The organism is Streptomyces sp. NPDC058701, from assembly GCF_042715295.1.
In the GTDB taxonomy this organism is placed as follows: domain Bacteria; phylum Actinomycetota; class Actinomycetes; order Streptomycetales; family Streptomycetaceae; genus Streptomyces.
This window is the reverse complement of record NZ_JBHXSY010000022.1, coordinates 83,799-108,364: the sequence shown is the minus strand read 5'-3', so window position 1 is coordinate 108,364 and position 24,566 is coordinate 83,799. Positions and strand designations below refer to the sequence as shown.

Sequence of the window (24,566 nt, the reverse complement as noted above, 5' to 3'; positions counted from 1 at the left end):
CGCCGATCGGGCGCCGGGGGCCGGCCACGCCCATGCCCACGCCCACAGCCGCAGCCGCAGCCACAGCCACAGCCACAGCCACAGCCACAGCCACAGCAATGAGTCCCCTACCCGGACCCCCAACCGGACGCCGTCACCGCTGCGGGGAGGTGATGCGTACGCTCTCGCGCACGGTGACCTGGTCGATGTCGGTGGTGCGCACCGTCAGGTTCAACGTCCACTCGCCCGGCATGGGCAGGCGCAGGTCGTAGGCGGCCCAGAACCCCTTCTGGTTCTTCAGTCCGGCGTCGAGCGGGCCGATCTCCAGGTCCTCCTGGGTGAGCGTGAGCCGGAGTTCGGGGACGGTGGCCAGGCCCCCGTCCGCGGTGAGCACCACGACCTCCACCGTGTTCTCGCCGACGCGTCCGGGCGCGAGCGTGACCTGCGCCGTACCGCTGCGGCCGGCCGTCCCCATGTCGAACGGAAGCGTGATCACCTTCGCCTGGGGCTCCTGCGCCATCGCGGCCTGGGCCGTCTCGCCGGCGGCGCGGCTGGGCTGGGTGCCGGTGAGCAGCGTGGTGATCGCGAGCACCACCACCCCGAGTACGGCTTCGGCCGTCACGGTACGGCGCAGACCGCGCCGGTACCGGTCGTCCGCCGTGGCGTCCCCCAGCGGCGGCCCGGCACCGTCACCCGGAGGGTCGGGGACGGCGGCGGGCGGCTGCTCGGCGGCGGGCGGCGCCCCGACCGTCTGCGCCACCCTCACCCGCTCGCGCTCGGGCACCTCCCGGGTCCCCGTGACCGGCAGCGCCCCGGGGAGGAGACGGGCGGTCCACCGGCGGGCGAAGGACGCCGCGCACAGGACGAGGAGCACGGCGGCGATCTTGACGAGGAGGAGCCTGCCGTACGACGTGGTGGTCAGCGCCTCCCAGGAGCCGACCTGCCGCCAGGACTGGTAGGCGCCGGTGGCGACCAGGACGGCGACGGCGGTGAAGGCCAGGGTCGAGAAGCGGCCGATCGCGGGCGCCGGGACCTCGCTGCTGCCGGGCCCCCGGTGGCGGAGGAGGGCCACGAGCGTGATCAGACCGCCCAGCCAGACCCCCATGGCCAGCAGGTGCAGGACGGCGACGGGGACGGCCAGCGGCACCTGAATGCCGGCGGAGGCGTGTTCGGCGGCGGCCCAGGTGAGCGCCAGTGCCAGGGCGAGCACCGCTCCGGCCACCCGGGCCCGGGCGCCGGGGAGCGTCGACGGCGCTCCGCCGCCCGGCCGGTCGAGCCGTACGGCAGGCCGCCGCAGCGCGGCCGCGACGGCCGCGAGCAGCACGAGGCGTACGAGCAGCGCGATCCCGGACCTCCCGGTGAGGGTCCGGCCCAGGCCGGACGGGTCGAGCACCGACGGGAGCGGGTCGCCCGTCTCGTAGGGGCCGCGCAGCAGCAACAGGGCGACGGTGGACGCCGCCAGCGCCGCCCAGCCCGCGACGCACAGCCGGCGCACCGGGCGGGCCGCCCCCGCGCCGGTCCAGCAGAACAGCACGAACGCTGCGGCTCCGACGAGGAGGGCGAGGCCGCCGTACGCGACGTACCGGAAGAAGCCGTACAGGCGGCTGGCCGCGGTGTCGTCCGGGGATCCGGTGGCCACCACGGCGGCGGTCTGCGAGAGCCGCCCGACGGAGAAGACGAACGCGCCGGAGATCGGGTGTCCGTCGGCGGAGACGACCCGCCAGGCCACGGTGTACGTGCCTTGGGGAATCCCGTCGGACAGCTCCACCCGGGCGGTGTTCTCCCGGCCGTCCGCGTGGTGCGCCGGGCGCGGGTTCACGCGATCGTTGTCCGGCGACAACACGCGCAGGGAGTCGTCCGAGAAGCTGACCGACTCCGTGAAGGTGAGCGTGACCTGGCGCGGAGCCGTCTTGAGGACGGATCCGTCCGCGGGATCCGAGCCGCTGAGGGCGGTGTGCGCGGAGGCCGGGCCCGCCGCGCCCAGGAGCAGGGCGATCAGGGTGAACAGGGCGGCGAACAGGGCCAGGACGGTCCGCGACGTCGTGGAGGTCGGCGATCCAGGGTGCATGGCGAGGCAGTCTCCGGGGGCGGTCGCCGCAGGTGGCACCGCCGCCCGGGACCGGTCGTGCGCGGCTGCAGTCGGACGGTGCGGCTCCCCCGGAGCGACGGGACGGACGCGGGCAGGGCGGGGAACTCATGGCGAGATGTGGACCCTAGTTCTGCCGGGCCGGGGACGGTGGGGGTTGCGCATCTTCGGCTAAAGCCCGCCCGCCGGGCCCGGCCGGGGCCGCTCTCCCTGTACGGTGCGCCCGCCGCGCGGCGGCTCCCCCGCCCCGGATTCCGCCACCGGTCGTCACGGCCCTTCAACTCCGCTGGACTCCGCAGGTTTGAAAGCTCCCGCAGAGAACAGACGGTGTTCTGACACAGGCTTTATACGACGAGGTAGGAGACACATCGTGGGCATCATCGCTTGGATCCTCATCGGTCTGCTTGCCGGCTTCATCGCGAAGGCGCTGATGCCGGGCAAGGACCCGGGCGGCATCATCATCACCATGCTCATCGGCGTCGCCGGCGGCCTGCTCGGCGGCTGGCTCGGCAAGGTCATCTTCGGCGTCGACTCCATCGACGGCTTCTTCGACCTCTCCACCTGGATCGCCGCCATCATCGGCTCGGTGATCCTCCTGGTCATCTACCGCGTCGTCACCGGCAACCGTCGCAGCCACGCCTGACACCGCGCCCTGCGCGGCGTCACACGTACAGGGGTTCGCCCGTTCCCGGGCGAACCCCTGACGCGTTTCCGCCGCCGCGTCGCATCAGCCGCCCCCCGTACCGCTCTTCGACGGCCACCCCCGTACGCGACACCGACCTCACAGGGCCGTACAGCTAGAGCATCGGGCGGGCGCGGCGCGGCGGGAAGGCGAGGCCCGTGGGGGTGTTGAGGCCGGAGGAGGTCACGGTGGTCTGGGCGCCGTCGGAGGGGTGCACGCGGACGACGCGGTTGTTGAAGGCGTCGGCCACGAAGAGCATCCCCTGGGCGTCGAGCGCGAGGCCGAGCGGGCTGTTCAGCCCGCTGGTGGGGACGGTGGTCTGGACGCCGGTGCCACCGGCGATCCGCACCACGCGGTTGTTGCCGCTGTCCGAGACGTAAAGGTCCCCGGTCGGACTCAGCGCGAGGCCGGTGGGCTGGGAGAGACCGGTGGTGGGGACGGTGGACTGCCCGCCGCCGGCCGCGGAGACCTTCACGACGCGGTCGTTGACGAAGTCGGAGACGTACAGGTCGCCGTCGGGCTCCACGGCCAGGCCCCAGGGGTGCAGAAGCCCCGTGGTGGGAACGGTGGTCTGGCCGCTGCCGTCGGCCGGCACCTTCACCACGCGATCGTTGAAGCTGTCGGCGATGTAGAGCGCGCCGGCGGTGTCGACGGTGAGGCCCAGGGGGCGTGAGAGGCCCTCGGTGGGGACGGTGACCTGCGCGCTCCCGTCCGGGGACGCCCGCACCACGCGGTTGTTGCCGGTGTCGGCCACGTAGAGGCCGCCCGTACGGTCCCAGGCCAGGCCCGTCGGCCGTACCAGCCCGTCCAGCGGGAGCGTGGCCTGACTGCCCCCGTCGGCGGGGAGGGTGACGACGCGGTCGTTGCCGTAGTCGGAGACGTACAGCGGCGGGTTGAGGGGCGACCGTGCGTCGTCCGGCTGGGCGGCTCCCACCGGCCCCGCGGGCAGCGCGCACAGGAGCAGCAGTCCCGCGAGGGCGGCGAGGCGGCGGGCCGTCCGCCGCCGGGTCCGGCCCGCGGGTGTCCGGCCGACCCGGGCCGGGGCCGTGTGCGGCCGGGGCCCGGGCGTCCGGGGTTCGTGTGCGTGCGACTCGGCCGTGGTGCGTTCCACGATTCCACCCACCTGTTCCGGAGCGGTCGGCCGTGTGCCGTGCCGGCCTGGTCCAGCCGACCCTAGGCAGCGCCCGGGGGCCGGGTGGGAGCCACGCCCTCCCGCCCCGCCACGGCCACTCCAATGCCCGCGGGCGGCTCGGCACCGTGCGCGGGGTCCGTCACCCGGCGGCGGCGGCGCCCGGGTCCGTGTCCCCGAGCCCCGCCGTGCGGGGAGGAGACGGGCCCGGCCGGGCAGGCGGGCGGGGATCCGAGCGGTGGCCCTCCGGCGGCCCGGCGGAGCCGTGGCCGCCGGCTCCTCGGACCGTGGGGTGGGCCCCCGTCAGCCCGCCGGGTCGGTACCGACGGCCTGCCGGTAGTACGCCACGTGCCCGCCGAGCGCGCCGGTCAGGGCCACCGCGGCCAGGCCTCCCGTCGACCACAGCCGGCCCTTCGCCTGGCGGCCGCCCAGCCGGGCCGCCAGGGACACCGCGTAGCACGTGACGGCGGCCGCGTTCGCGAGCGCGTGGGCCAGGCCGACCCGGGCCTGCTCGGGCGGCAGGTCCGCCCAGTCGACCCAGCCCGCGACCGCGGCCGGGCCCACCCCCGCGAGCCCGACCGCCGTCAGGGTCGTGGCCGCGTTCCGGGACCCCGGTACGGCCGCGTCGAGGACGGCGGCCGAGAGCCAGCAGCCGATCGGCACCTGCACCAGTACCGGGTGGAGGGGGTGTCCCACGGGCCGTCCGCGCAGCAGGTCCCGCGCCGCGCCGAGGGGCAGCGCGCGGATCCCCCGCTGGAGGGCGCGGACGGCCGGGTCCGCCGCGGTCGTCCGCTCGATGCGGCCCAGTGCCGTGAGCCACCGGACGGATCCCGTGCGGAGCACCGCGCCCGTCCGGCCCGTCCGGGGGGTGCGGGCGGAATGTGTGCTGTTCATGCCGGACGCCTACCCGCCACCGCGGCGCCGGTCGCGCACGCGGGGCCGACTGCCTCCGAACGGGTCGGGCACCCGGCCCACCGCCGGACGCCCCGCTCACCGCCGGACCCGGTCCCACGCCCCGCGGCGCCGTTCGCGGCGCCGTCCAGGCCCGCGGTTCCGGTGTCCCGGGCAGCCCCGGCGTCCGCGCCGTTCGTTGGTTAGGCTGGATGCCGGACATCCGTCTCCGTCGCGACGACTGGAGCGTCCCGTGTCGAACCGCATGCCGCACCTGGTGCGAACGGCCGCCGCTGCCGCCTTCGTACTCGCCTTGGCCGCCGTGCCGGCCGGTCCCGCGCTCGCGTTCACCGGCGGCAACCACGAGAACGTCACCCGTGCGGCCCTGTCCTGGGAGCCCGCGACGCTGTCCGCGATGGCCGATGCCCGCAAGGGGGCCGTCAACGCCGACGACCACGGCGGGTACTTCCTCATCGGCCCCCTGCACTGCGACAACGCCGACTACCTCGCCCCGCGCCACGTCGAGGACTATCCCCGCAGCCGGGACGAGGCCACCACCGAGCTCCTCGCCTGCGTCCGGACCTCCGTCGCCCACTTCCGCAACGCGGTCCGGGCAGCGGACGGCCTCGTCGACGCCCGCGGCGCCGTCCGGGCCGACCAGAGCGACCTGTCGACCTCCTGTACGTGGCAGGAGACGCCCGGTCCCGCCAAGTGCGACGTACTGGAGGAGCTCGGCCGCAGCTGGCATCCGGTCCAGGACTTCTACGCCCACTCGAACTGGTCCGACCGCGCGGCACCGGGTGCGGCCGGCATCCAGAATCCTCCCGGACTGGCCCGTACCGGTGTCGCCCCCTTCTTCGACGTACGCCGCTACAGCGGCATGGACGACGCCGCCTGGACCCGGGAGGCCCGCGCGCTCGTGCCGGAGGACCTGGCGACCGGCTGCTACCCCGACTTCGATTCCGCCGGCGTCAAGGACGGCGACTGCACGGGCCGCGTCACCCACAACCGCGACCTGAACAAGGACACCGCCGCGGCCCGCCGCTCGAGGACCGGGGACAACTTCGACCGTGCCGTCGCCGGGGCCACCGCCGAGACGATCCGCCAGTGGAACGACTTCCGGGCCGAGCTCCGGGCCGCCTATCCCGACCACCGGCGCGGCGAACGGATGATCTGCATCCTCACGCACGACGACCCCGCCGCGAGCTGCCCCTGACGGGGCGAATGCGCACCCCCTGCGTACCCCATGGCGCCAAACAGCGTCCCGTCGGGGTGATCAGGTCCGGTCCGGGGTAATCACCCAGCATGATCACTGTGGGCGTCGAAGAGGAATACCTGCTGGTCGATCCGCAGACACTGCTGCCGGTTCCCCTCGTGCAGCAGGTACGGGCCACGGCCAGTCTGGCGCCGATCGCGGACGCGCTGGAGATCCAGGACGAACTGCTCCAGGCACAGATCGAAGTCGCCACCCCCGTGTGCACGGCCCTGGAGGAGGTGGGCGGTCACCTCCTGCGGCTGCGCCACGCGGTCGCCACCTCCGCCCAGGCGAACGGCTGCCGCATCGCGATCTCCGCGACGGCGCCGGTGAGGGACGTGCTGCCCGTACCCGTCACCGATACGGCGAGGTACCTGGAGATGCGCTCGGAGGCCCGGTTGCTGGTCGACGAGCAGCTGATCTGCGGCATGCACGTGCACGTGGGGGTCCCCGACCGGGAGACCGGGGTGGCCGTCCTGAACCGGTTGCGCGTCTGGCTCCCGACGCTGCTGGCGATGTCCGCGAACGGGCCGCTGTGGGACGGCCGGGACACCGGGTTCGCCAGCTGGCGCACGATCGTCTTCGGCCGCTGGCCGGTGAGCGGCCCCGCACCGTACTTCGCGGGGCTCGCCGACTACGAGGCGCGGGTCGACGGGCTGGTGGAGTCGGGGCTGATCCCCGACCGGGGCCAGCTGTACTGGCAGGCGAGGCTCTCCGAGCGCTACCCGACCGTCGAGGTGCGCTGCTGTGACGTACAGCTGGAGGCGGACGACGCGGTGATGCTCGCCGGAATCATCCGCGGCCTCGTCGCCACCGCCATCGCCGAGGAGAAGGCGGGGGCCGCCCCCGCGCTGTGCCGGCCGGAGGTCATGCAGGCGGCGACGTGGCACGCGGCCCGGCACGGGCTGACCGGCACCCTGCTGGATCCGGCGGGCGGCCGGCTGCGGCGCGGCGCGGACGTGCTGGGCGCTCTCCTGAGTCACGTCCGGCCCGCGCTGGAGGAGAACGGTGACTACCGCGAGGTGCGCTCGCTCGTCCACCGGCTCCTCCGGCAGGGCACGGCGGCCGACCGGCAGCGGCGGGCCCTGACGGAGACCGGTCTTCCGGCGGTCGCGTCCCTGATCACCGCGGGCGCCACCACCGGCTGAGCCGCGCGGACAGGGCGCGGACAGGGACCCGTTCACCCGGGCGGCGCTCTGCCGGGGAGGGATCCGCGTGCCGTTCCGCCGGGCCGCGACCCGCCCGGTGCCGGGCCGGACGGCGGGGGCACGGCGGATCGTCGCGGGGGCCGGACGGCGGGCGTGCGGGTGCGGACTGTGCGCGCTCGTGTGTAGGTGGGGATGGGTTCCGTGTGGATCCGACCGGCCCCATCCCCTTCGAGGAGTTCTGATGAAGCGTCTTCCCGTGATCGGTCTGCTCTGCGCCACCGCGCTCTTCGGTCTGACCGCCTGCTCCGACGACAGCAGCTCGCCCGCGGAGGAGGCCACCAAGGCCGCGACCGAGCTGTGCACCGACCTGAACGAGCTCAGGGCGGACAACGCCAAGCTCAAGGCGCTCGACCCGGCGAACGCGACCAAGGACCAGGTCAAGGAAGCCCAGCAGGCCGTGCAGGACGACTGGAACAGCGTCAAGGAGAACGCCGGCCAGCTCAAGGAGGCCGAGCGGTCGGCCGTCCAGAGCGCGGCCGAGGGCCTGAGGAAGGCGTACGAGGACCTGCCGGGCGACACGACGGGCCAGCAGGCGCTGACCCAGCTCCAGCCGCAGATCCAGCAGCTGGAGCAGGCCACGAACGCCGCGTCCAGCGGGCTCAAGTGCTGACGGCGGCTGCCGCGTGGCGCCCGGCGCCGCGGCGGCTGCCGGGCGGCCGATCGACCGGGAGGCCGGAGGCCGCTATCCGCTTGCGGTGGACCGCCGCCCGGGCACGGATGACCGGGGAGACGGCGCCCGCCGCTCCCCGGAGAGCCGCGACGCCTACGTCCATGACCACCTCCGCGGTCATCCGTACGGTGGACCCGTCCCCCCGTCGGCGGGACGGGTCCGTGGCGGGGCGGGCCCCGGACGCAGGTGCGATGCTGGAAAGCGGTGGAGGGCCGACGGCCGGTCCGTCGGACCGGCCCCCTCAGCAAGGGAGAACGACATGGCTGGTCTTCTTCGGGGAATAGCACGCACCGCGGCGGTCGCCGGTACGGCGACGGCGGTGTCCAACCGCGTTTCGCGGCGCCAGGCGGGCCGGTGGGCCGATCAGGAGGGCCAAGCTCAGGAACAGCAGTACGCCCAGCAGCCGCAGCAGCAGCAGTACGTCGCGCCTGCGCCCGCACCCGCTGCCGCGCCGTCCATGGCGGACGACATGGGCAGCAGGATCGATCAGCTCAAGGAACTCGGGGCGTTGAAGGAGCAGGGCATCCTGACCGAGGCGGAGTTCGCGCAGCAGAAGAGCGTGATCCTCGGCACCACCTGACCGCACCGCACCGGCCGCGTTCACCGCCGGCCGGCCACGGCAGGAGACCCGCGGCTGGAGACACCGTCCCCGGCCGCGGGTCCGTCGTGCGCGGGCCCGACGGGCCAGTCGGGCCCGTCGTCCGGCGGCCGGCTCACTGCTGCGGGCGGCCGCCTTCGGCGACTTCCTCGGCGTCGAGGGAGGCGAGGATGGCCTGTACGGGGATGCGGCCGCCCGCCACCATCTGGGCGCCGCTGCGGCGCAGGGCCCGGGCGAAGGGGGCGGCCCACCGGTTCTCGTACACGAGGATCGCGGCCGCGTTGCCCGGCTGGAGGGCGTTGCCCGCTTCGTCGAGGTCGTCCTGTCCGAGCAGTGCGGAGGACGCGCCTTCGAAGACGGACAGGGCGAAGGAGTTCGTCTCGTCGTCGAGGCCCGTGAGTTCCAGGGCGGTGACGGTTCCGTCCGCGTCCTTCCGCACGAAACGGAGGTCGAGGATGTGGATGATGCCCTTCTCCACCAGGTCGATGAGCAGGGGGAACGCCTCGCCCGTCATGCGGTTTCCGGGGAACTCGACGACCAGGTAGTCGACGGGGCCCATGTCCTCGATGTCGTCGCTCATGAGCACTCCTTGCGCGTGGCCCGGCGGTCGTTCCGCGGCGCCCGGCCTCTGCGGGCCGGTGGCCGGGGGGACGCTTCGATGGCAGCCGGACGCGGTTCTGATCTCATTGCAGCACCCGCCGTGGGGCACCGCACCTTCGCACGGCGCCCCCGCCCGGCGGCCCGCTCCCGCCGTCCCACCGGGCTCCGAGACGGGTGCCGAGGTCAGCCGGAGAGCTGGTAGAGGCTCCTGCCGACAAGCCACAGTCCCAGCAGGAGACAGATCGCGACGATCGCCGGGTCCTTGTGGCCTTCCAGCCACCCGCGCAGGCCCAGCAGGACGCGTTGGGCCCTCTCGGGCGAGAACACCACGTACAGCTCCATGGCCAGCAGGGTGGAGGTGGCCAGGACGCAGAAGCCGGTGAGGGCCAGGAAGGACTCGGCGTGGGAGAGGTCGGCCTGCACGACGGTGGCAGCGGCGGCGCCCACCATCCCCCAGGGCTGGAGGAGCACGGCGAGGGCCGCCGCGGACCACCCCGTGGCGTCGTCCATCCGCGAGGTCACGGACGTACCGGACGTACTGGATGCGTCGGACGGGTCGGACGGGTCGGACGGGTGGGCCGGGTCGGGGCCGGGGGGCTCCGGGGCCGCCTTCCTACGTCCGGCGCGGCGGCGGCGCCGCTCGCTGTACGCGACGAGGCCGATCCCGATGACGAGCGTGGCCACGAGCGCCGCGATCGACGGGGGCGAGCGGGGCGGGGGCGGCTGACCGTCGGTGAGCAGCAGGACGACCGCCATCACGGCGATCAGGCAGGCCAGCCAGGCCAGGATGAAGGCCAGGCCGTTGCGTACCCCGCGGGATCCGGACACGACCAGGACGAAGGCCATGACGGGCAGCGGGAACAGGGTCACCGCCAGGCCGATGAGGATCAGGTCGAGCGCCATGGCCGGGGCACCACTAGGCGGCGGCCGCGGCCCGGTCGAGTGTGACGACGCCGGGGGCGGCCGCCGGTTCGCCGTAGGGGCCGGGGGGCTCCTCGGTGGTGGCGGCGCCGTAGCCGCCGCGCGTGTCGCCGAGCAGGGCGGCGAAGATGCCGGGCGCGTCGGAGCGGGGGGCGCCGTACCAGGTGGGCACGCCCCCGGACGAGACGCGGGCGCGGGTCCGCAGGCCCCCGACCGGACCGTGCTCGGCGATCGGCGGGTAGGGACGCATCGGCCCTCCACGAGGAGTGAGGCTGCCGGGGGCAGTTCGGGTTTCGGCACGGGTGCGGTGCGCGGCGCCCCTCTCCCGTGCCGGCCACGGCCGGGATGGGGGTGAACTCCCCTTCCCCCCACGGTCGGCAGGTGGGCCGTCGGCCGGAGGCCTCGGGCCGGAGACGGCACCGGTCAGCGCTCAGGAACCGAGGATTTTGGCCTTCGCCTGCTCGTACTCGGTCGCCGTGAGGTCGCCGCGGTTCTTGAGCTCGGCGAGCCGCGACAGGTCCTCGGCGTGGCTGGTGGTCCCGGCGTTCTCGCGCACGTAGGAGCGGAAGGCCTGCTCCTGCTGCTGGACCCGCTTGATCTCGCGTTCGCCCATTCCGCGGCCCCGGGCGATCAAGTAGACGAAGACGCCCAGGTAGGGCACCAGGATGACGAAGATGGTCCATCCGGCCTTCGCCAGTCCGCTCAGCCCGTCGTCGCGGAAGATGTCGCCGATGACGCGGAAGAGCAGCATGAACCACAGCACCCAGAGGAAGCACAGCATCATGGTCCAGAACGCGTTCAGCAGGGGGTAGTCGAAGTCCTCTGCCAGGTGGATCAGCGAGTGCTGCATGGAACGGTCTCCTCAAGGTGGGGTGGGGCGGGCCCTGACGGGCCCACAGAACGGCGCGCGGCCTCGGGGGCGGTCGCGTCAGGCGGGCGTCGGCGCGAAGTCGTGCAGCTCGTCCCCCCCGGGCTGTACGACGCCGTAGGTGCTCTCCGGTACCTCGTTCCAGGCGCCGGGCAGGTCACCGAGGGGCTCGGACACGATGAGGCGGGTCTCGTCTGAGACGTCCCGCAGGAACGCGACGTCGGGGTGCAGCCGGCGCAGCGCGTCCACCCGGCTGCTGTAGAACAGGGAGCGGGAGGTGTGCCCGGTCGAGTAGCGGAAGGCCCAGACGCGTTCGCCGTCGGTGATGGCGAGCGTCATCTGGAGCGGGAACTCCACCCCGTGGTCCCGGCCCGCGCGCTCCACGACTCCCGCCATCCGGGCCACGGCGGCGGGCGGGTCCTGGTCGAGGCCGAAGGTGAGGGCGAGGTAGAACATCACCTCGGAGTCCGTGGTCCCCCCGATGTCCGCGTACAGCGCGGGGTCGACGAGCAGGGTGAGGTCCCGTCGCATCAGGTGGAAGCCCGTGATGGCGCCGTTGTGCATGAACATCCAGCGGCCGTGACGGAACGGGTGGCAGTTCGACTGCTGCACCGCCGTGCCCGTCGACGCCCGGATGTGGGCGAAGAACAGCGGAGAGCGGACGTGGTCCGCCAGCTCCCTGAGGTTGCGGTTGTTCCAGGCGGGACCGATGTCCCGCAGGAGCGCCGGGGTGGTGCTGTCCTCCGCGTACTCCGAGTACCAGCCGACGCCGAAACCGTCGCCGTTCGTGGTCTCCACGCCGAGTTTGGAGTGCAGGCTCTGGTCGATCAGCGAATGGGCCGGTTTGTACAGGATGGTGTCGAGCAGCATGGGCGTTCCCGAGTACGCGAGCCATCGGCACATGGGTCATCACCTGCGTCCTCTTGCGTGGCGGGACCGAACGGCCTTCTCACCGCCCCCGGAACGGGACGGCACGGCCGCGTCGGGCGCACCCGCCGTCTCGTCGCCGGGCGCGCCGCGCGCGGTACCGCGGCGGACCCTGTCCGGCCCTCCCATTCTCGGTGCCCTCCCCGGGGCGCGCCACGTGGGGAGCGGCGCACCGCGTGGCCGAGGTGCCGCGTCGCCGGAGTGCCGCGTGGCCGACGTGCCGGACGCGCGGTGTTCCGCCATGGTTCTGGGGAGGCGGTCGCCGCCGTCGCAGTCCGTCCCGGAGGAGTCCCGCCGTGCCCGAACCGGATGCCGGTCCGCGCCGGCCCGCCGTACCCGGCTGGATGCGCAGGCACACCCCGCTGCTGGGCCGGCTGCTGCGGCAGCTCGCCGCCGTGCGGGTCCTGGACTGCGCGACCCGGCTGGCCGCGCAGGCGTTCCTCGGTGCGTTGCCGGCCGTCTTCGTCATCGCCGCCGTCGGCCCCGACTGGCTCCAGGAGGAGCTCGTCTCCTCCCTCCGCGCGACGCTGGGCCTTCAGGACGCCGCGCTGGACCAGGTACGGGCGGTGTACTCCTCCACCGACGCCACGGCCGTGGCGAGCACCGGAGGGGTGGGGGTCGTGGTGACCGTGCTGTCGGCGACCGCGTGCAGCCGCGCCCTCCAGACGACGTGCGAACGCGCCTGGCACCTGCCCAGGGCGAAGGCGCGGCTGGCCGCCTGGCGGTGGCTCGCCTGGCTCGCCGTCTGGCTGGTCGCGCTGCTGTTCCAGGGGCCGGTGCAGAGCGCGTTCGGCGCCGGCCGGGCGATCGGCTTCTTCGTCGCGGCGGTCAGCGGCACCCTGCTCTGGTGGTGGACCCAGCACCTGCTGCTCGGTGGCCGGATCCCGTGGTGGCCGCTGCTGCCGGGGGCGGTCCTGGCGGGGGTGGGGGGGCAGGTCCTGTCTGTCGGGTCGAAGCTCTACGTGCCCCGTGCCGTGGAGCGCAGCATGCGCGAGTTCGGCAGCCTCGGCTCGATCTTCGTCCTGCTGTCCTGGTTGATCATGTTCTTCGTCGTCATCACGGTCGCCGTCGCCGTCGGGTACGTGGTGGCCCACGAACCGTGGGCGGCACGCCGGTTGGGGACGCCGCCCGCCCCGCCGGCCGCACCGCCGCCGACGGCCCCGCCGACCGCGCCCGCACCGGCCGCGCCGCCGTGACCGCGGGGGCCGCGACCGTGCGGGAGAGCCGCGGTCGGGGGCTACCGCGCGGTGGTCTCCTTCACCACCCATGCGAGGTACTCCTGCGAGGCGTCGGCGACCGGCAGCACCATCCACTGCGGCACCTCGTACGGGTGCCGCGCGTGGACCCACTCCCGCAGCGCGGCGGCTCTGTCCGCGGTCGTCGTGAAGGAGATCCGGTACTCCCTCTCGTGCTGCACCGCGTCCTTCCACCAGTAGAAGGAGGTCATCCGCGCGTCGACGTGCACGCCCGCCGCGAGCCGGGCCTCCACCGCGCCGCGGGCGATCTCGTGCGCCCTCGTCTCGTCGTCCACGGTCGTCTGCGCGCTCACGATGCCCACCACGCCGGCTCTCCTCGATCGGTTGGCCCGACCCTACCCGCCGGGCGCGGCGGCCGACATGACGGAAGCCTGGCGTGCGCGCGTGGGAGACCCCCGGGCGGTGCACGCTGCGTACCGTCCCGGGCATGCGCGTACGCGTCACCGGCGGAGCCGGTTTCAGGACGGGCCCGGAGGCCGCGGGGTCCGGCGGTGCGGGGCGGGGCGGTGCGGGGCGGGGCGGTGCGAGGCGGGACAAAGCTGCGGGAACGGCCTGAACGACCCGTCCCGGTCGGTTTCGACGCGGCGCGGGGCGGTCATGCCCGGTGGGCGGTCCGGGCGCGCCCCATCCGTCCCGGCAACCCACTTGAGCACTCGCTCACCTTGCACTACCTTGCCGTTTGAGCGAACGCTCAAATTGGGAGAGGGGCAAGGTGCCGGCCAAAGGGTTGTACGTGGAGACCGTGATCGACGCCGACATGGACGTCCTCTGGGACCGGACCCAGGACCCGGCGCGACACCAGTCCTGGGACCTGCGGTTCACCTCGATCTCCTACCTCCCCCGAGTCGAGGGGGAGCCGCAGCGCTTCCGGTACGCGACCCGGCTGCTGCCGTTCCTGTGGATCGCCGGCACCGGCGTCAGCGCGGGCGAACGGCGGCGGTCCGACGGCACGCGCGTGTCCGCGCTGCGCTTCGCCTCGGGCCACCCGCTCTCCCTGCTTGCCGAGGGCAGCGGCTACTGGCGCTACGTTCCGGACCCCACCGGCGTCCGCTTCCTGACGGGCTACGACTACCGCCCGCGCTGGGGCCGCTGCGGGGTCCTCGCCGACCGGCTGGTCTTCCGGCCGCTCATGGGCTGGGCCACCGCCTGGTCCTTCGACCGGCTGCGGCTGTGGTGCGAACGCGGAACCCACCCGCGCGCCGCGCTCGCCCGCGCCCTCGGGGAGTGCGCCCTGCGCCTGGCCCTGGTCCTCACGGCCCTGCTCGCCTCCCCCGTCGCCCCGCTCGCCCTCGCCGCGGGTACCGCCGTCCTCGCCGCCCTGCTGCCCCCGCTGCCCGGCACCCCCGCCGCGCGCCGCTGTCGCCGTACCCCGCCCGGGCCCGCCCGGGCCCCCCGCCTGCTCGCCACCCTGGAGCCCTCGTGACCTCGATCTTCCAGACCCACATGGGCGCCGCCTTCGGCCGCCTGCACCCCGAGATCCGGCGGCGCTTCTCCGTCGGCCTCGACAGCGGCGAAGCCTGCGTGGGACGCGGGACGATGGACCGGATCCGCCACGGGGCGCCGTTCGTCAAGCCGTTCCTCCGGCTCGGCGGGACGCGCAACATCCTCGTCCCGCGCGAGGGGCGGGACGTACCCTTCGTCATCGAGAACTTCCCGTACGCGGACTCCTTCGGCCGCGAGACCGTCACCTTCGTACGGACCTTCCAACTGCCCGGCGGCCCGCACCGCTTCGACGCCACGATGGTCTTCAGCCCCGAGCGCGACTGCGTCCTCGACTACCTCGGCACCCACCAGCACCTCGCCAGCGACCTGCACATGAGTGCCGAACCCGACGGCTCGCTCCTCGTCCGCTCCGGCGAGCACCGCTTCCGCGAGGGCCCGGTCGACGTCCGCGTCCCGTCACTGATCGGCGGCGATGCCGAGGTCCGCGAATCGTTCGACGAGAGCACCGGCCGCTTCCGGATCCGGGTGCGGGTGACCAACCGGCACTTCGGCTTCCTCTTCGGCTACGAGGGCTCCTTCACCGCCGAGTACGTCGATGCGGTCGGGCACGGCCCGCGCGCGGACCTGCGGCCCGTCCGCGAGGAGGCCCGCGCGTGAGCGCGTCCGGCGGGGCCACTCGCCTCAAGCTCCTCGAAGGAGCCCTGCGCACCGTGGTCGAGCAGGGCATCGCCAAGACCTCGGCCCGTTCGATCGCGGCCACCGCGGGGGTCAACCAGGCGCTGGTCTTCTACCACTTCGGTTCCGTCGACGAGCTGCTCGCCGCCGCCTGCGTGCACGGCGCGGAGCAGCGCGTCTCCCGCTACCGGGAGAGGCTCGCCGCCCTGGACTCCCTCACGGACCTCCTGACCCTCGCCCGCGCGATCCACGCCGAGGAACGGGCCGCAGGCCACGTCGCCGTCCTCGGGCAGCTGCTGGCCGCCGGCCAGACCGCGCCCGCCCTCGCCGCCGCGACCTCCGCCGGGCTCGCGCTGTGGATCGAGGAGCTGGAGGCCGTCCTGAGCCGCCTGCTCGCCTCGACCCCCCTGGCGGCCTTCGCCGACCCGGCCGGGCTGGCCCGCGCCGCGGCCGCCTCGTTCGTCGGCATCGAACTGTACGAGGGCGTCGACCCGGAGGGCGGCGCCCGCGCCCTGGACTCGCTCGAGCAACTCGCCGTACTGGCCCGGGCCCTGGAAGGACTCGGCCCCCTGTCCCAACGAGCCGTCTCCCACCGGCTCCGCCGCCGCACCCGAGACTGACCCGGCGCCCCGTCCGACGCCGGACCACACCCTCCGGCAGCGGGTCGAGCGTGAGGGAGCGATCTCCCCGGGCGGCCGCCGCCATGAGCGACACGCACACCTGTCACGGGAAGCCATGACAGTTTTTCTTGTCAGCAATTGATTCGACAGCTAGATTTGTCACATGGACGAAGCAGCGGCCATCCCCACCCCCGACAAGGGCGACGACAACTTCTGGGCCAGCGTCATGACCCAGGTGGAACCGGCGTACAGCGAGCCGGCCGAGGACGACGCGTTCACGATGGACGACCAGGTCCTCGACGCCGTCCGCGCCCTCGCCGTACGGCTCTCGACACGCGCGCTCGCGTACCGGAACGCCGGCAAGGCATTCGACACCGCGCTCATGGCCTCGCCCGACGTGCAACTGGCGCTGCTCCGGGCCCTGTACGAGGCCAAGCGGTCCGTCGACCGGCTGGCGGAGAGCGCCGCCGCCGTCGCCGGCCGCGGCGGGGCGAGCTACACCCAGCTGGGCGCGGCGTGGGGCGGCATCAAGCGCCAGTCCGCGCGCCTCAAGTGGCCGTACGCCGTCCCCAAGAGGGCCGCCGACGAGTCCATCCCGCTGAGCTACGCGGGCGGCTCCGCCGTCATCCACCACGACCCGGACGCCGGCGCCTGGTGGTACGCCGCGACCGCCGCGGACCGGCGGGACGAGGAGTCCGAGGCCCTCTACGCGACCTCCGCCGAGGCCATCGCGCGGGCGACCGAGTTCCTCCTGACGCACGCCCAGCCCACCCGCCCGTGAGGACCCGGCGCCCGTAAGCCGGCCGTCCCCGCCGGGCCGGGCTCATGGACCGGACGCGTCCGCTCCGGGGCCCCGGGGCTTCGCGCCGCCCGGGGCGGGGGGCTGCGTGGTGACCAGCCGGTAGACGAAGGCGCGCTTGCCGCGGGGCGGCTTGGGGCGTTCGCGCGAGTGGGCCACGGCCGCCTCGACCAGGAGGTGGATCGAAGGGTTCCGCCGGCGGAGCCGGTTCAACTGGTCCCGCCTGAGCCCGGCCACCTCCGCGGCGGCACCCAGGGGGACCCCCCGGGTGAGGGACCGCAGGAGGATGCGCAGGCCCACGCCGTTGAGCCGGCCCGTGGGAGCCACGCCTCCGGCACGGGCCATCGAGGCCGCCGCCTCCATCGCCCTGTCGAACTCCGCGTCGCGCTGCCGCCAACGGGCGAGCATGACCTCCGTGATTCCCGCCTCGACCGCGCAGCCGGCGGGCCCGAGGCCCATGGCGGCGGCATAGACCGCCCGGCCCCGGCGGAGGTCGGTTTCGGCGGTCAGGCCCTCGCTCCCGTGGGCAACGGAGGTGACGGTGAGGTCCACGTCATCGCAGGCGTGGAGGTGGGCGAGGACACCGTCCACCCACTGCTGCGCAGGGTTCGACTCACCAGGCTGCTCGCCCTTCACCGGTGGGCGCCTCCCGCCTGCGTACATCTGGCCTCCCAGCCATGGTGGGGGCGGATCCGGCCACCCGGCAGGCGGATGTCCGCACCGGTCGCGCGCTTGGAGCGGGCGGAGGCGGACGGGTGCGGAAGCCCCGGCGGGAAGCGTCCGAATCGTCCCGTGATGCGAACGCCCCCTGCACCACACCGGCCAGATTAGGTTAGCCTGACCTAAGCACAACGTGGCCGAGGGGGCGTCGTCATGCCCGACCGCCGTTGATCCACCCCTGACCGGCCGGGCACCCGCCCTTCCGGTCCGGGACCACACGCATGACGCCCCATCAGGATACCGCCCGGGCGAAGGTCCGGCATCGAGCGAGCGCGAAGAGGGACCAGGGACATGACGGTACGGGTCGCGGTGGCCGGCGCCAGCGGGTACGCCGGAGGGGAGATCCTGCGTCTCCTCTCCGCGCACCCCGGTGTGGAGATCGGCGCGCTGGCCGCACACAGCAGTGCGGGGCGCCGGCTCGGGGAGGTGCAACCGCACCTGGCCGCGCTCGCCGACCGGGTCCTGGTGGAGACCTCGGCCGAGTCGCTCCGGGGGCACGACGTGGTGTTCCTGGCCCTGCCGCACGGCCAGTCGGCCGCGCTGGCCGCGCAGGTGCAGCCGGGCACGCTGATCGTGGACTGCGGCGCGGACTTCCGGCTGCACGACCCCGCGCAGTGGCGGCGGTTCTACGGGTCGGACCACGCCGGCACCTGGCCGTACGGACTGCCCGAACTCCCCGGCGTCCGCGAAGAGCTGAAGGGCGCGACCCGGATCGCCGTACCCGGCTGCTACCCGACGGCCGTGACCCTGGCGCTGTACCCCGCCTTCGCCGCGGGCCTGGTGGAACCGGAGGCGGTCGTCGTCGCCGCGAGCGGCACCTCCGGCGCGGGCCGCGCGGCCACGGCGCGACTGCTCGGCTCCGAGGTGATGGGCTCGATGACCCCGTACGGAGTCGGAGGCGGCCACCGGCACACGCCCGAGCTGACCCAGAACCTGTCCCGGGTTGCGGGCGAGCACGTGACCGTGTCGTTCACCCCGACCCTCGCGCCGATGCCCCGCGGCATCCTCGCCACCTGCTCGGCGCCCCTGCGCAAGGGCGGCGCCGCCGGGCCCGAGGAGGTGCGGGCCGCCTACCGGGACGCGTACGCCGGCGAACCCTTCGTCCGGCTGCTCCCTGACGGCCAGTGGCCGCAGACCTCCGCCGTGCTGGGGTCCAACAGCGCGCAGGTACAGGTGGCGGTGGACGAGTACGCGGGCCGCGTGATCGCGGTCAGCGCCGTGGACAACCTCACGAAGGGCACCGCCGGTGGCGCGGTGCAGAGCATGAACGTCGCCCTGGGCCTGCCGGAAGGGCTGGGCCTGCCCACGAATGGAGTGGCTCCGTGACCGTGACCGCCGCACAGGGATTCCTCGCGAGCGGTGTGGCCGCCGGGATCAAACCGTCCGGTGACCCCGACCTCGCGCTGGTGGTGAACCGCGGCCCGTCGTACGCCGCCGCCGGCGTGTTCACCTCCAACCGGGTCCAGGCCGCGCCCGTCCGCTGGTCCCGGCGGGTGCTCGCGGACGGCCGGACAGTCGCCGTCGTCCTCAACTCCGGCGGGGCCAACGCGTGCACCGGACCCTCGGGCGCCGAGGACACCCGGGTGATGGCCGAGCACACGGCCCGCGCCGTGGGCGCGGACGCCGACGCGGTCGCGGTGTGCTCCACCGGGCTCATCGGCACCTCGCTGCCGATGGACCGGATCACGGCGGGCATCGCCACCGCCGCCGCCCGGCTGACGCCCGAGGGGGGCGAGGACGCCGCCGTCGCGATCAAGACGACGGACTCCGTTCACAAGACCGCCGCGGTCCACGGGCCCGGCTGGACCGTGGGCGGCATGGCGAAGGGCGCCGGCATGCTGGCGCCCGGGCTGGCGACGATGCTCGTGGTCCTCACCACGGACGCCGACGTCCCCGCGAAGGTCCTCGACTCCGTGCTGCGGGACGCGGTCCGCACGACCTTCGACCGGGTGGACTCGGACGGCTGCATGTCCACCAACGACACCGTGCTGCTGCTCGCCTCGGGCGCCTCCGGTGTGACGCCCGAGGACGACGGCTTCGCCGAAGCGGTCCGCGCCGTGTGCCGGGACCTGGCAGGGCAGTTGGTCGCGGACGCGGAGGGCGCGTCGAAGGAGATCGAGGTGGCGGTCGTCGGCGCGGCCTCGGAAGCGGACGCCGTGGAGGTCGCGCGGTCCGTGGCGCGCAACAACCTGCTCAAGTGCGCGCTGCACGGCGAGGACCCCAACTGGGGCAGGGTGCTGTCGGCGATCGGCACGACGGCCGCCGCCTTCGATCCGGACCTCCTGGACGTGGCGATCAACGGCGTCTGGGTGTGCCGGGACGGCGCGGCCGGCGCGTCCCGCGACGCGGTGGACATGACGGCGCGCGAGATCGTGATCACGGTCGACCTGCGCGCCGGTGACGCGTCCGCCACGGTCTGGACCAACGACCTCACCGCCGAGTACGTCCACGAGAACAGCGCGTACAGCTCATGAGCGCAACGGACACGCGGGAGGAACCGCTCGCCGCGCCGCACGCGCACACGTCCGCGACCACGGCCGTCCCGGGAACGCCCCTGAGCGAACGGGTCCGCCTGGAGCACCTCCGGGGCCGGATCGTCGTGATCAAGTTCGGCGGCAACGCCATGGTGGACGAGGACCTGAAGCGCACCTTCGCCCGGGACGTCGTGGACCTGCGGCTGGCCGGCCTGCTCCCGGTCGTGGTGCACGGCGGCGGCCCGCAGATCAGCGCCATGCTCGGACGGCTCGACCTGGAGGTCCGCTTCGAGGCGGGCCTGCGGGTGACGACGCCGGAGGTGATGGACGTCGTCCGGATGGTGCTGACGGGCCGGGTACAGCGGGAGCTGGTGGGCCTGATCAACGCGCACGGACCGTTCGCCGTGGGGATGTCGGGCGAGGACGCGCACACCATGACCGCGGTCCGGCGAACGGCGTGGGTGGACGGCGAACCGGTGGACCTCGGACTGGTCGGCGACATCGTCGACGTGAACGCGGACACCCTCCGCGCCCTCCTGGCGCAGGGGCGCATCCCGGTGGTCTCCCCCGTGGCCCGCGGCGCCGACGGGCAGGTCTACAACATCAACGCCGACCTCGCGGCGGCGGCCCTGGCGGTCGCCCTCGACGCGGAGAAGCTGGTGATGCTCACCGACGTCGAGGGGCTGTACGCGAACTGGCCGCACAGCACCGAGGTGATCGCGCGGATGACGGCCGAAGAGGTCGAGAAGCTGCTGCCGGAACTGGCGAGCGGCATGCTCCCCAAGATGGAGGGCTGCCTGCGGGCCGTCCGCGCGGGCGTGCGCAAGGCGCACGTCCTGGACGGCCGGGTGCCGCACTCGGTGCTGCGCGGGGTCGTCTCCGGCGACGCCGCCGGAACCACGGTGGTGCCCGACCTGGAGGAGAGAACGGTATGACCCTCGCACACGACGTGATCCGGCAGCCCGCCGCGGACGCGGACCGCGCGGTGCCGGCGGAGCGCGCGGTGCTGGCGGACCGCTGGCGCGCGGTGATGATGGACAACTACGGCACCCCGCCGCTGGCCCTGGTCCGCGGCGAGGGGAGCACCGTGTGGGACGAGGCGGGCCGGTCGTACGCCGACTTCACCGCCGGGATCGCGGTGAACACCCTCGGGCACGCCCACCCCGCCGTGGTGGCGGCGGTCGGCGGACAGGTGGCCACGCTGGGCCACGTCTCCAACCTCTACGTCTCCGAGCCCGCGGTGGCGCTCGCGGAGCGGCTGCTGGGGCTGTCGGGGAGGCCCGGACGGGTGTTCTTCTCCAACTCCGGGGCGGAGGCGGTCGAGGCCGCCTTCAAGATCGCCCGGCGGACCGGACGGACCGGGGTGGTCGCCGCCGAGGGCGGTTTCCACGGGCGCACCATGGGCGCGCTCGCCCTCACCGGCCAGCCCGCGAAGCGCGAACCCTTCCTGCCGCTGCCGGGCGGGGTGCGCCACGTGCCGTACGGCGACGCGGACGCCCTGCGGGCGGCGGTCACGGAGGACACGGCGGCCGTCTTCCTCGAGCCGGTCCAGGGCGAAGCCGGGGTGATCGTGCCGCCCGAGGGGTACCTGCGGGCGGCACGTGAGATCACCCGGGCCACCGGGACGCTGCTGGTGCTGGACGAGGTGCAGACCGGGATCGGCCGCACCGGGCACTGGTTCGCCCACCAGGCGGCCGACGGTGTCGACCCCGACGTGATGGTCCTGGCCAAGGGGCTGGGCGGCGGCATGCCGATCGGTGCGACGATCGCGTTCGGCGCGGCCGCCGACCTGTTGACGCCGGGTCAGCACGGCTCGACCTTCGGCGGCAATCCGGTGGCCTGCGCGGCCGGACTGGCGGTCCTGGAGACCATCGGGGCCGAGAACCTGCTCGCGCACGTCACCCGGCAGGGCGGTCGGCTCGTACGCGGCATCCGGGCGCTCGGCCATCCCCGGGTGGCCGAGGTGCGGGGTGCGGGGCTGCTGGTGGGCATCGGCCTCACCGAACCGGTCGCGGCGCGCGTCCAGCGGGCCGCCCAGGAAGCCGGTTTCCTCGTCAACGCGGCCGGCCCCGCGACCGTACGGCTCGCCCCGGCCCTGACCGTCCCGGGGGCGCAGGTCGACGCGCTCCTCTCGGTCCTGCCGGAGGTCCTCGGCGCCTGAGGCGCCGCGGGCCGGCTCCCCCGCGGGGAGCCGGCCCGTACGCGTACCCGCACGCCGGTCAGAGGACGCGGGCGAGGATCCGCGAGTTGCGCCGGGGCGAGAGCGATCCGGCCCAGGCGGTCGGCGCCAGGCGCGCGTCCGCGGGACCGAAGCCGTGCCGGAGGAACAGGGCGCCGCTTCCGGTCGTCGCGGTGAACAGGGCGCCCAGCCCCAGGGAGTTTGCGCGGAGCAGTGCGCCGCGCAGGAGCATCGCCCCGATGCCGCGGCCCTGACTGCGGGGTGCGACGCAGAAGTTGTACAGGACCCCGGCGGGCCCGCTGCCGCGCACCGGGTCGGCCGGGTGGACACCGAGGCCGAGGCAGCCTTCGAGCGTCCCGTCGGAGGCCTCCACGAGGAGGAAGTCGGTCGCGTCCGACCGGTAGACGGAGAAGGGGCGCGCACGGAGCGCTCCGGACTGCACGAACGGCCGTGACAGGGCCGCGAGGGCGGCGGCGTCGCGGGGTTTCGCGGAGCGCACGGGAAGGACGGCGGGCAGGGGCGCGCAGGCGGACCGGGAGGCGGTCCGCGGAGTAGCCGTGATCAAGGGTTCCCTTTCCTTACGGCCCCAGCACGCGCGGAAGGCGGCAGGATCGCCGCACTGCCGGAGCCATCAACTAAGGTTAGCCTTACTTAAGCTGACGGACCAAATTCCGCGACGTCCTCCGGTCGCCCGGCGGCACCCGCCAGGACCCGCGCCCGGCCGCACCCGCCCGGGTCCGGCCCTCGCCCGCCGCTCCTACGCGCAGGGGCGGCCCGGGTAGTCGGGGCCCTCGGGCACACCGGCCGCGCGCATCCGGCGCAGCACCTCGGAGCGGGTCGCGTCGTCGTCGATGTGGACGGGACAGTTGATCTCCCGGTCGAAGACCATGGTCTCCTCGTCCAGGTCCCAGATGACCCAGCGGAGTTCGTCCTCGGGCTCCTGCCACAGGTACGCGAACGCCTCGGCCTCCGCGGCGCTCTCCGTGCGCGTGCTCACAGCGCCTTCGCCCCTTCCGACTCCACGCCGTCCACGTACGTGGCGACCACCTCGATCTCACCGATGCGCGAGGTGTCGACGCGCCGCGGATCGTCCCCCAGCACCACCAGGTCGGCGCGCTTGCCCGGGGCGAGGCTGCCGGCGCTGCCGTCCCAGTGGCAGGCGTACGCCCCGGCGACCGTGTACGCGTACAGGGCCTGGTCCACCGTGATGCCCTCGTCCGGGCCGATGGTCCGGCCCGACGGCGAGGCGCGCTCGACCATGAACTGGACGGCCCGCAGCGGCGATCCGTCGGTGACGGGTCGGTCCGAGCTGCCGACCAGGGTGATGCCGTGGTCGAGGAAGCCGCGGCCCCGGTACAGCCAGGGAGCCCGCTCCTCCCCCATGATGGCGGCGTAGTCGTCGCCGAAGGACCACAGGAAGTTCGGCTGGACCACCGCGCTCACCCCGAGGCGCGCGAAGCGCGGCAACTGGTCGGGCCGGATCAGGCCCGCGTGTTCGACGCGGTGCCGGGCGTCCGGGCGCGGCCGCAGGCGCTGCGCGCGTTCGATGGCGTCCAGGGCGAGGTCGGCGGCCCGGTCCCCGATGGCGTGGACGGCGAGCTGCCATCCGGCGAGGTGGCCGTCGACGATGGTGTCCGCGAGGCGCTCCGCGTCGTCCTGGAGCTGACCGGCGTGCTCGGAGCCCTGGTAGGGGCTCGTGAGGGCGGCCGTACGGGCCATCATCCCGCCGTCGGTGTAGATCTTGAGCGCGCCGAGGGAGAGCCAGTCGTCGCCGAAGCCGGTGCGCATGCCGAGGTCGAGGGCGCGGGGGATGCCGTCGGAGGTCTGCGGCGTGACGGGCCGCAGGATGTCGGCGGCCGCCATGAGCTGCACGCGCAGCGGCAGCCGACCCTGGTCGCGCAGGAGTTGGTACGCGCCGAGCTCGACCGTGCTGTGGCCCAGCAGGCCGCCGCCGATGCCGGCCTCGGCACAGGCGGTGACCCCTTCGGACAGACAGGTCCGCGCGGCGCGCTCGACGGCGTCCGCGAGTTCCGCCTGGGCGTACGGCGGCCGTAGGGCGCGGGCGGCGCTCATGGCGCCCTCCGCGAGGAAGCCGTTCTCGTGCGGGACGTGGGCGGGGAGCCGGTCCAGTACGGCGCTGTTGACCACGCAGGCGTGTCCGGAGTCGTGCATCAGGAACACCGGGTGCCCGGCGCTGACGCGGTCCAGTTCGGCGGCGGTCAGGTGGCGCCCCAGCCCCCGCTGGTCGTACCCGGCCACGTCCACCCAGGCTCCGGGCACGCTCTGCCGGGAGACGGCCTCCGCAACGACCGCGAGCACGTCGTCGACCCGTGTGCACGGCGCGACGCTCGGGGTGCCCGCCTTCAGGCCCGTCCAGGCGAGGTGGACGTGGCTGTCGATGAACCCCGGCAGCACGGTGGCTCCTTGGAGGTCGATCACCTCGCGTGCGGGGAGGGAGGTCACCGCGTTGTCCAGGCCCACGATCCGGCCGTGCCAGATGCCCAGGTCGTGGGCGACCGGGTGGTCCGGGTCCATCGTGACGATGTTGGCGTTGGTCAGCCGGGTGGTGAGCAAGGAGGTCCGTCC

Annotated in this window: 27 protein-coding genes; 14 read left to right on the top strand and 13 right to left on the bottom strand. The window is 74.2% G+C overall.

Annotated features, from left to right (window positions below):
* Nucleotides 1–133: 133 nt before the first annotated feature.
* The gene (locus tag ACFWW8_RS23135; protein WP_386530840.1) at nucleotides 134–2,047 is read right to left on the bottom strand and encodes a copper resistance CopC/CopD family protein; all 1,914 of its coding nucleotides are present in this window, start codon (nucleotides 2,045–2,047) and stop codon (nucleotides 134–136) included.
* Between the two features lie 388 nt (nucleotides 2,048–2,435).
* Between ACFWW8_RS23135 and ACFWW8_RS23130 the strand changes: the two genes are divergently transcribed.
* Entirely contained in the window at nucleotides 2,436–2,708 is a 273-nt protein-coding gene (locus ACFWW8_RS23130) for a GlsB/YeaQ/YmgE family stress response membrane protein (protein WP_386530839.1), read from the top strand.
* Nucleotides 2,709–2,862: 154 nt separating this feature from the next.
* Here the strand turns inward: ACFWW8_RS23130 and ACFWW8_RS23125 are convergent, their stop codons facing one another.
* Both ACFWW8_RS23125 and ACFWW8_RS23120 read right to left on the bottom strand, forming a co-directional pair.
* Nucleotides 2,863–3,858 carry an SMP-30/gluconolactonase/LRE family protein gene (locus ACFWW8_RS23125; RefSeq protein ID WP_386530838.1) on the bottom strand — a complete coding sequence of 332 codons (996 nt, stop codon included), beginning with the start codon at nucleotides 3,856–3,858 and terminating at the stop codon, nucleotides 2,863–2,865.
* 321 nt (nucleotides 3,859–4,179) lie between these two features.
* The gene (locus ACFWW8_RS23120; RefSeq protein WP_386530837.1) at nucleotides 4,180–4,770 is read right to left on the bottom strand and encodes a DUF2231 domain-containing protein; all 591 of its coding nucleotides are present in this window, start codon (nucleotides 4,768–4,770) and stop codon (nucleotides 4,180–4,182) included.
* A 250-nt stretch (nucleotides 4,771–5,020) separates the two neighbouring features.
* On the opposite strand from ACFWW8_RS23120, the gene ACFWW8_RS23115 reads away from it, so the two are divergent.
* From ACFWW8_RS23115 to ACFWW8_RS23100, 4 genes are all read left to right on the top strand, one after another.
* Nucleotides 5,021–5,983 (top strand): hypothetical protein, encoded by a 963-nt coding sequence (locus ACFWW8_RS23115; protein WP_386530836.1) that lies wholly within the window; start codon nucleotides 5,021–5,023, stop codon nucleotides 5,981–5,983.
* A gap of 89 nt (nucleotides 5,984–6,072) precedes the next feature.
* Complete coding sequence (locus tag ACFWW8_RS23110; protein ID WP_386530835.1) at nucleotides 6,073–7,170, top strand: glutamate--cysteine ligase; 1,098 nt, start codon at nucleotides 6,073–6,075, stop codon at nucleotides 7,168–7,170.
* A 241-nt stretch (nucleotides 7,171–7,411) separates the two neighbouring features.
* Nucleotides 7,412–7,840: a hypothetical protein gene (locus tag ACFWW8_RS23105; RefSeq protein WP_386530834.1), complete on the top strand. Its 429-nt coding sequence runs from the start codon at nucleotides 7,412–7,414 to the stop codon at nucleotides 7,838–7,840.
* A 319-nt stretch (nucleotides 7,841–8,159) separates the two neighbouring features.
* Nucleotides 8,160–8,480, top strand: coding sequence for an SHOCT domain-containing protein (locus ACFWW8_RS23100; protein ID WP_386530833.1), 321 nt, complete (start codon nucleotides 8,160–8,162; stop codon nucleotides 8,478–8,480).
* A 133-nt stretch (nucleotides 8,481–8,613) separates the two neighbouring features.
* Here the strand turns inward: ACFWW8_RS23100 and ACFWW8_RS23095 are convergent, their stop codons facing one another.
* The 5 genes from ACFWW8_RS23095 to ACFWW8_RS23075 form a co-directional block, all read right to left on the bottom strand.
* Nucleotides 8,614–9,078 carry a DUF6325 family protein gene (locus ACFWW8_RS23095; protein ID WP_386530832.1) on the bottom strand — a complete coding sequence of 155 codons (465 nt, stop codon included), beginning with the start codon at nucleotides 9,076–9,078 and terminating at the stop codon, nucleotides 8,614–8,616.
* A 203-nt stretch (nucleotides 9,079–9,281) separates the two neighbouring features.
* Nucleotides 9,282–10,001, bottom strand: a complete 720-nt coding sequence (locus ACFWW8_RS23090; protein ID WP_386530831.1) for a GAP family protein — start codon at nucleotides 9,999–10,001, stop codon at nucleotides 9,282–9,284.
* 13 nt (nucleotides 10,002–10,014) lie between these two features.
* Nucleotides 10,015–10,269 (bottom strand): hypothetical protein, encoded by a 255-nt coding sequence (locus tag ACFWW8_RS23085; RefSeq protein ID WP_386530830.1) that lies wholly within the window; start codon nucleotides 10,267–10,269, stop codon nucleotides 10,015–10,017.
* A 180-nt stretch (nucleotides 10,270–10,449) separates the two neighbouring features.
* The gene (locus ACFWW8_RS23080; RefSeq protein ID WP_386530829.1) at nucleotides 10,450–10,869 is read right to left on the bottom strand and encodes an SHOCT domain-containing protein; all 420 of its coding nucleotides are present in this window, start codon (nucleotides 10,867–10,869) and stop codon (nucleotides 10,450–10,452) included.
* Nucleotides 10,870–10,947: 78 nt separating this feature from the next.
* A complete protein-coding gene (locus ACFWW8_RS23075; protein ID WP_386530828.1) occupies nucleotides 10,948–11,790 on the bottom strand; it encodes a class II glutamine amidotransferase in 843 nt (280 codons plus the stop codon).
* A 320-nt stretch (nucleotides 11,791–12,110) separates the two neighbouring features.
* Here ACFWW8_RS23075 and ACFWW8_RS23070 point away from each other — a divergent pair, with 320 nt between their 5' ends.
* The gene (locus ACFWW8_RS23070) at nucleotides 12,111–13,010 is read left to right on the top strand and encodes a YhjD/YihY/BrkB family envelope integrity protein (protein WP_386530827.1); all 900 of its coding nucleotides are present in this window, start codon (nucleotides 12,111–12,113) and stop codon (nucleotides 13,008–13,010) included.
* A 41-nt stretch (nucleotides 13,011–13,051) separates the two neighbouring features.
* Here ACFWW8_RS23070 and cutA read toward each other — a convergent pair whose 3' ends face one another.
* Complete coding sequence (cutA, locus tag ACFWW8_RS23065; RefSeq protein WP_386530826.1) at nucleotides 13,052–13,375, bottom strand: divalent-cation tolerance protein CutA; 324 nt, start codon at nucleotides 13,373–13,375, stop codon at nucleotides 13,052–13,054.
* 452 nt (nucleotides 13,376–13,827) lie between these two features.
* Between cutA and ACFWW8_RS23060 the strand changes: the two genes are divergently transcribed.
* The 4 genes from ACFWW8_RS23060 (at nucleotide 13,828) to ACFWW8_RS23045 (ending at nucleotide 16,589) form a co-directional block, all read left to right on the top strand.
* Complete coding sequence (locus ACFWW8_RS23060) at nucleotides 13,828–14,493, top strand: hypothetical protein (protein WP_386530856.1); 666 nt, start codon at nucleotides 13,828–13,830, stop codon at nucleotides 14,491–14,493.
* On the top strand, nucleotides 14,490–15,170 hold the full coding sequence (locus ACFWW8_RS23055) for a DUF4166 domain-containing protein (RefSeq protein WP_386530825.1): 681 nt from the start codon (nucleotides 14,490–14,492) through the stop codon (nucleotides 15,168–15,170). Before ACFWW8_RS23060 ends, ACFWW8_RS23055 begins: the two co-directional genes overlap by 4 nt.
* Nucleotides 15,167–15,808, top strand: coding sequence for a TetR family transcriptional regulator (locus ACFWW8_RS23050; protein WP_386530824.1), 642 nt, complete (start codon nucleotides 15,167–15,169; stop codon nucleotides 15,806–15,808). The genes ACFWW8_RS23055 and ACFWW8_RS23050 overlap by 4 nt, the downstream gene beginning before the upstream one ends.
* Before the next feature lie 163 nt (nucleotides 15,809–15,971).
* Nucleotides 15,972–16,589, top strand: coding sequence for a hypothetical protein (locus ACFWW8_RS23045; protein ID WP_386530823.1), 618 nt, complete (start codon nucleotides 15,972–15,974; stop codon nucleotides 16,587–16,589).
* A gap of 42 nt (nucleotides 16,590–16,631) precedes the next feature.
* On the opposite strand, the gene ACFWW8_RS23040 is transcribed toward ACFWW8_RS23045, so the two are convergent.
* On the bottom strand, nucleotides 16,632–17,243 hold the full coding sequence (locus tag ACFWW8_RS23040) for a hypothetical protein (RefSeq protein WP_386530822.1): 612 nt from the start codon (nucleotides 17,241–17,243) through the stop codon (nucleotides 16,632–16,634).
* 375 nt (nucleotides 17,244–17,618) lie between these two features.
* Between ACFWW8_RS23040 and argC the strand changes: the two genes are divergently transcribed.
* The 4 genes from argC to ACFWW8_RS23020 are packed head-to-tail and all read left to right on the top strand — an operon-like array spanning nucleotide 17,619 to nucleotide 21,962.
* The gene (gene argC / locus ACFWW8_RS23035; RefSeq protein WP_386530821.1) at nucleotides 17,619–18,653 is read left to right on the top strand and encodes an N-acetyl-gamma-glutamyl-phosphate reductase; all 1,035 of its coding nucleotides are present in this window, start codon (nucleotides 17,619–17,621) and stop codon (nucleotides 18,651–18,653) included.
* Complete coding sequence (argJ, locus tag ACFWW8_RS23030; RefSeq protein ID WP_386530820.1) at nucleotides 18,650–19,801, top strand: bifunctional glutamate N-acetyltransferase/amino-acid acetyltransferase ArgJ; 1,152 nt, start codon at nucleotides 18,650–18,652, stop codon at nucleotides 19,799–19,801. The genes argC and argJ overlap by 4 nt, the downstream gene beginning before the upstream one ends.
* Entirely contained in the window at nucleotides 19,798–20,736 is a 939-nt protein-coding gene (argB, locus tag ACFWW8_RS23025; RefSeq protein WP_386530819.1) for an acetylglutamate kinase, read from the top strand. Before argJ ends, argB begins: the two co-directional genes overlap by 4 nt.
* Nucleotides 20,733–21,962: an acetylornithine transaminase gene (locus tag ACFWW8_RS23020; protein WP_386530818.1), complete on the top strand. Its 1,230-nt coding sequence runs from the start codon at nucleotides 20,733–20,735 to the stop codon at nucleotides 21,960–21,962. Before argB ends, ACFWW8_RS23020 begins: the two co-directional genes overlap by 4 nt.
* A 58-nt stretch (nucleotides 21,963–22,020) precedes the next feature.
* Here the strand turns inward: ACFWW8_RS23020 and ACFWW8_RS23015 are convergent, their stop codons facing one another.
* The 3 genes from ACFWW8_RS23015 to ACFWW8_RS23005 all read right to left on the bottom strand — a co-directional run bounded on the left by ACFWW8_RS23015 (nucleotide 22,021) and on the right by ACFWW8_RS23005 (nucleotide 24,554).
* Nucleotides 22,021–22,545 (bottom strand): GNAT family N-acetyltransferase, encoded by a 525-nt coding sequence (locus tag ACFWW8_RS23015; RefSeq protein WP_386530817.1) that lies wholly within the window; start codon nucleotides 22,543–22,545, stop codon nucleotides 22,021–22,023.
* Between the two features lie 192 nt (nucleotides 22,546–22,737).
* Nucleotides 22,738–22,977 (bottom strand): hypothetical protein, encoded by a 240-nt coding sequence (locus tag ACFWW8_RS23010; RefSeq protein ID WP_386530816.1) that lies wholly within the window; start codon nucleotides 22,975–22,977, stop codon nucleotides 22,738–22,740.
* Nucleotides 22,974–24,554: an amidohydrolase gene (locus tag ACFWW8_RS23005; protein WP_386530815.1), complete on the bottom strand. Its 1,581-nt coding sequence runs from the start codon at nucleotides 24,552–24,554 to the stop codon at nucleotides 22,974–22,976. The genes ACFWW8_RS23010 and ACFWW8_RS23005 overlap by 4 nt, the downstream gene beginning before the upstream one ends.
* Nucleotides 24,555–24,566 lie beyond the last annotated feature (12 nt).

Bases quoted from the DNA above. Each gene is read 5' to 3' on its own strand.
- ACFWW8_RS23135 (WP_386530840.1), bottom strand. From the start codon at position 2,047: ATGCACCCTGGATCGCCGACCTCCACGACGTCGCGGACCGTCCTGGCC.
- ACFWW8_RS23120 (WP_386530837.1), bottom strand. From the start codon at position 4,770: ATGAACAGCACACATTCCGCCCGCACCCCCCGGACGGGCCGGACGGGC.
- ACFWW8_RS23110 (WP_386530835.1), top strand. From the start codon at position 6,073: ATGATCACTGTGGGCGTCGAAGAGGAATACCTGCTGGTCGATCCGCAG.
- ACFWW8_RS23105 (WP_386530834.1), top strand. From the start codon at position 7,412: ATGAAGCGTCTTCCCGTGATCGGTCTGCTCTGCGCCACCGCGCTCTTC.
- ACFWW8_RS23100 (WP_386530833.1), top strand. From the start codon at position 8,160: ATGGCTGGTCTTCTTCGGGGAATAGCACGCACCGCGGCGGTCGCCGGT.
- ACFWW8_RS23095 (WP_386530832.1), bottom strand. From the start codon at position 9,078: ATGAGCGACGACATCGAGGACATGGGCCCCGTCGACTACCTGGTCGTC.
- ACFWW8_RS23090 (WP_386530831.1), bottom strand. From the start codon at position 10,001: ATGGCGCTCGACCTGATCCTCATCGGCCTGGCGGTGACCCTGTTCCCG.
- ACFWW8_RS23085 (WP_386530830.1), bottom strand. From the start codon at position 10,269: ATGCGTCCCTACCCGCCGATCGCCGAGCACGGTCCGGTCGGGGGCCTG.
- ACFWW8_RS23080 (WP_386530829.1), bottom strand. From the start codon at position 10,869: ATGCAGCACTCGCTGATCCACCTGGCAGAGGACTTCGACTACCCCCTG.
- ACFWW8_RS23075 (WP_386530828.1), bottom strand. From the start codon at position 11,790: ATGTGCCGATGGCTCGCGTACTCGGGAACGCCCATGCTGCTCGACACC.
- ACFWW8_RS23060 (WP_386530856.1), top strand. From the start codon at position 13,828: ATGGACGTCCTCTGGGACCGGACCCAGGACCCGGCGCGACACCAGTCC.
- ACFWW8_RS23045 (WP_386530823.1), top strand. From the start codon at position 15,972: ATGGACGAAGCAGCGGCCATCCCCACCCCCGACAAGGGCGACGACAAC.
- argC (WP_386530821.1), top strand. From the start codon at position 17,619: ATGACGGTACGGGTCGCGGTGGCCGGCGCCAGCGGGTACGCCGGAGGG.
- argB (WP_386530819.1), top strand. From the start codon at position 19,798: ATGAGCGCAACGGACACGCGGGAGGAACCGCTCGCCGCGCCGCACGCG.
- ACFWW8_RS23020 (WP_386530818.1), top strand. From the start codon at position 20,733: ATGACCCTCGCACACGACGTGATCCGGCAGCCCGCCGCGGACGCGGAC.